Source organism: Ruegeria lacuscaerulensis (assembly GCF_013034685.1).
GTDB lineage: Bacteria > Pseudomonadota > Alphaproteobacteria > Rhodobacterales > Rhodobacteraceae > Ruegeria > Ruegeria lacuscaerulensis_B.
Genome location: NZ_WQGO01000028.1, coordinates 1 through 4,200 on the forward strand (window position 1 = coordinate 1; position 4,200 = coordinate 4,200).

The window sequence follows — 4,200 nt, forward strand, 5'->3', positions numbered from 1 at the left end:
TATAGACAACGCAGAACACCAAGACGCAAAAACGAACGACTTTTTCAACGACATCAGCCCAGAGCAGACTAAGTGGTTTTTAGTCTTAACCTAATATCACTCATCCCTGAGGTGTGTACCAAATTGGTGATGCGTAGGCCCATCTCACCTCAAGTACGAATACTTTCGCTCCAAGTTCTGGCTCCGCCAAAAAGGTACGGTCGTAAATCCGGTAACTGCTCCACGTCGCGAGCGGCTTCGGTACTATGCGTCAAAAGTGATCGTGCCGGGAGGAAAATATGTTTAGAAAGAAGGCCTTTTCGTGCGAGCATTGTCATCAAATGATCGCTTGAAATCAGGCTAGGGATAAAATGAACGGCGCTCAATCACTCGTAAAAACCCTATTAAACAATGGTGTAAATACGGTCTTCGCAAATCCCGGCACCTCGGAAATGCACTTTGTCGCTGCCTTGGATGAACACCCGGAAATGAATTGCATTCTTTGCCTGTTTGAAGGCGGCACGACGGGTGCTGCAGACGGGTATTTTCGCATGAAGCGAGACGTCGCCGGCACGCTCCTGCATCTTGCACCCGGCTTTGGCAACGCCTTTGCCAATCTGCACAATGCCCGAAAAGCGGGGTCCGGAATCGTGAATGTAGTGGGCGATCACGCAACGCATCACCTCCGTTATGAAAGTCCTTTGAAGGGAGACATCCTCGGTATCAGCCAGGCGGTCAGTCATTGGACACGTGTGTCGTCCAATGCCACCGACGTAGCCACGGACGGAGCGGCTGCGGTTCAGGCGGCCCGCGCGCGCAACGGTCAGATCGCAACGCTGGTCCTGCCTGCCGACACAGCTTGGAACAAAGCGAACGCAGCGGTAAACCGATTAGACAACCAAGAAAGCCTTCATCGACCGTCAACAAGCGATATAGAGGCCGCGGCGGCAAGGCTTGTGACGCCGAACGCCGCGCTGATGATTGGCGGATCAGCTCTGTTTGGACCCCAGCGTGAACTGGCTGGCAAGATCGCTGCCACGACGGGGTGCCGTTTGTTGGCTGATACTCTGATACCGCGCATTTCCAAAGGCGCAGGAACAGCAAGGCTAGACCAACTGGTCTATCCGATATCGCCCAAGATCGCTCAGCTTGAAGCAACCTCTTCGGTCACTCTGCTTGGCGCAGATAGGCCAGTCGCCTTTTTTGCCTATCCCGGGAAACCGAGCGTGCCCGAACCTCCGCATTGCCCCATTACGGACTTGTGCAAGCCCACGGATGATATCGAGTGGACGCTGCAAGCGCTCGCCGACACGGTCGGGGTCACAAGCAAAACGGCGACGGAAACCCATCCGCTCGACCTGCCAGACATTCCCATCGGACAGTTGACCCTCGAAAAAGTTGGTTTGGCGTTGGCCGCGCTGATCCCGGAAAACGCGATCATCTGCAATGAATCCGTGACGTCCGGGTTTCATGTCATGCCACCGACAGCTACCGCCCACCCGCATGACCTACTCGCAGGCACCGGCGGCGCGATTGGGTTGTGTTTGCCTTGTGCGACGGGTGCGGCTATCGCCTGCCCCGACCGAAAAGTCATCGCCCTAACCGGCGACGGGTCCGCCATGTATACTCTTCAATCATTGTGGACCATGGCCCGCGAAAATCTGGACGTGACAATCGTTGTGTTTGCGAACCGCGGTTATCAAATCCTGCGCGATGAACTCACAAACGTCGGCGTGGCGAGCTATGGTCAGAATGCTCAGGCTATGTTTGACGTGGTGAACCCGACGTTGGACTGGGTTTCGCTGGCGAAAGGCCATGGTGTTCCGGGGACACGCGCAGATGACATGGACAGCTTCGCAAAGGCGCTCTCCGCCGGTCTCTCCAGCGAAGGGCCATCGCTGATTGAAGTCGTGTGTCCACCGCCCGCATGAGTATTCTGACACGGAACCTGAAAAGCAGATGAGACTAGGGGTGCAAATTGAGGATCAATTTTATTTGATACTGTGAAATGACTTTGCGATGGACCAAACGGCGGCCAAATTACCGCTTTGTCCGCATACCAGTCGTTCGCTGAATTTTGCTGAGTGTCCGCACCGAGCCCAAGGTGGACATTGGTCAACTAGCAAATTCTTCCAGAAGAACTCAGTCGGGAACGCCTGCGGCAATCAAGACTTGAACAAAGCGCTCTACCTGTTCGCGGTCTCGACCGGGAATTCGTCTTGCATCACTTGCTCTGACGTCCGGCGCGACTGCCAGGTAGGCGTCTAACGCCTTGTCTCTCTCCTCAATGCGACCAGAAAGATGAAGCGTTGCCACCAACTGCCTTCTGTAAGTCGGGTTTTCGGGTGCCAATGCGAGTGCACGGCGCACCGTCTTTTCTGCACTTTCGGGGTCCTCCAAGCAAAAATGAGCAAAGTAGACGCCCATCAGCCAAAGCGGTGTAAAAACGTCCTGAGGACTTAATGTCTCAGCTTGTTTAACCAGATCGAGGCCTTTTTGGTATGCGCCGCTGATGCAGTATCCGCTTCCACAAAAGCCCAATACAGTCGAAAACGAGGGCGCGAGCGTAATGGCGCGATCAAAGAGGTCAACTGCCTCGTCCCAGCGTCCGACAAACATCAAAGACCATCCTTTGATTGCCAAAATAATTGGATCTTGATTGTCGGCTCGAACTGCTGCATCTGCCGCTGCGACCATAGCCGCGGCTGAATTCTCGCCGGGTTCCGCCCAACTATAAAATGCTTGTAGAAAATGCGCTAGAGCCAGGTCAGCGTTACCAAATGCGCCACCGGAAAGTTCGACAGCCCGTTCAAAATAGCGTCGAGCTTCTGCTGTTTCCGTCTGCCCCAAACGCATGACGAGAGGTCGCCCTCTCATTACACATTCCCAAGCGTCCAACTGCGTCGGATCTTTAGCCCGGGCGCGCCTAGCTTCGGCACTCAAAAATCCTGGCCCGACCGCTGACACTATCGCGTTCGATATTTCGTCCTGAATATCAAAGATGTCAGTGAATACTCGGTCGTAACGGTTTGCCCAAACCTGTGTTTCAGTCGCCAAGTCAACTAATTGAGTAGTGACCCGAATTCGGTCTCCAGACTTTCGAACAGAGCCTTTCAGCACATAGACTACACCCAATTCTCTGATCGCCGCCGTCAAATCCAGTCCGTTGTCCTTATGAGCCAGTGTGGAATTTCGCGAAATCACATTGAACCAAGGCATACGGCTTAAGTCGGTAATGATGTCTTCCGCCATGCCATCGGCAATGAATTCGTTTTCTGGATTAGAGGATCGGTTTTCAAAAGGGAGCACTGCTACAGTCGGCTTGGAAACCGTCGTCGCAGCAATCACGGCGTCAGGTGGCCATTGGAGGATGTGAACAGATTCTGATATGTTTTTTAGGGTGCGGGATCCTGCTGATACAAAATCTGCTTCAAACCTACCATCAAACTGGCGATGTGCGTCTGCTGAAGTAACAATCGTTGAAGGTTCCGCCAAAGCTTCGAGCCGAGCAGCGATATTGACTCCGTCACCATACAAATCGTCGCCGTCGACGATTACGTCACCAACATGCAAGCCTATCCGATAAGCAATGCGCTTAGAGGGATCTATAGACTTCTCGGCTTCCGATACTGATTGTTGAATCGCTACACAAGCACGTGCGGCGTTAACCGCCGAGGGAAATTCGACAAATAGACCGTCCCCGCTACTCTTAAAAACGCGACCACTATTTCCAGCAATAATTGGTTCGAATATTTCGGAATTTAGGCGTTGTTGCCGCGCAATTGTTCCTTCTTCATCTAAACCCACAAGACGGGAAAAACCGACCATGTCCATGGCCACAATCGCAGCAAGGCGTCTTTCCAAGTTGTGCTCCATGAAACGTTAACTCCAAGCCTAGGTTGTTCTTCCGGTAAACGCGAAATGAATTTCGTCGAGCTGAAAGTCCCTAGGCGATATTATATGATAGGCAGTTCATGCCCATGGCTTAAATCTGAAAAGCTCTCCAAGATCCGCGATAGGTATCGTCTGCTAGGCACCGCATTCGCGGCAGACGTTTGGTTGACCATCTTGAATGCGCGTGAAACAGGGGTCCTGGATAACTTAACGGCTGATCTGTCCGAAGAGCGGTCATTCGAACAAAGCGCCGCGAATGGCCGCTCTGAGCCGATGTCGTTGAAAAAGTCGTTCGTTTTTGCGTCTTGGTGTTCTGCGTTGTCTATA

3 protein-coding genes are annotated in these 4,200 nt (G+C 52.9%); 2 read left to right on the forward strand and 1 reads right to left on the reverse strand.

The genetic code is table 11. The features are described 5' to 3' along the window. Positions 1 to 350: 350 nt before the first annotated feature. Entirely contained in the window at positions 351 to 1,910 is a 1,560-nt protein-coding gene (locus GOV80_RS22180) for an acetolactate synthase large subunit (RefSeq protein WP_170787808.1), read from the forward strand. A 211-nt stretch (positions 1,911 to 2,121) separates the two neighbouring features. On the opposite strand, the gene GOV80_RS22185 is transcribed toward GOV80_RS22180, so the two are convergent. Beyond that, the gene (locus GOV80_RS22185; protein ID WP_214648106.1) at positions 2,122 to 3,855 is read right to left on the reverse strand and encodes an adenylate/guanylate cyclase domain-containing protein; all 1,734 of its coding nucleotides are present in this window, start codon (positions 3,853 to 3,855) and stop codon (positions 2,122 to 2,124) included. Between the two features lie 45 nt (positions 3,856 to 3,900). Here GOV80_RS22185 and GOV80_RS22295 point away from each other — a divergent pair. Beyond that, a partial coding sequence (locus GOV80_RS22295; protein ID WP_214648107.1) for a hypothetical protein occupies positions 3,901 to 4,200 on the forward strand: 300 nt, incomplete at its 3' end.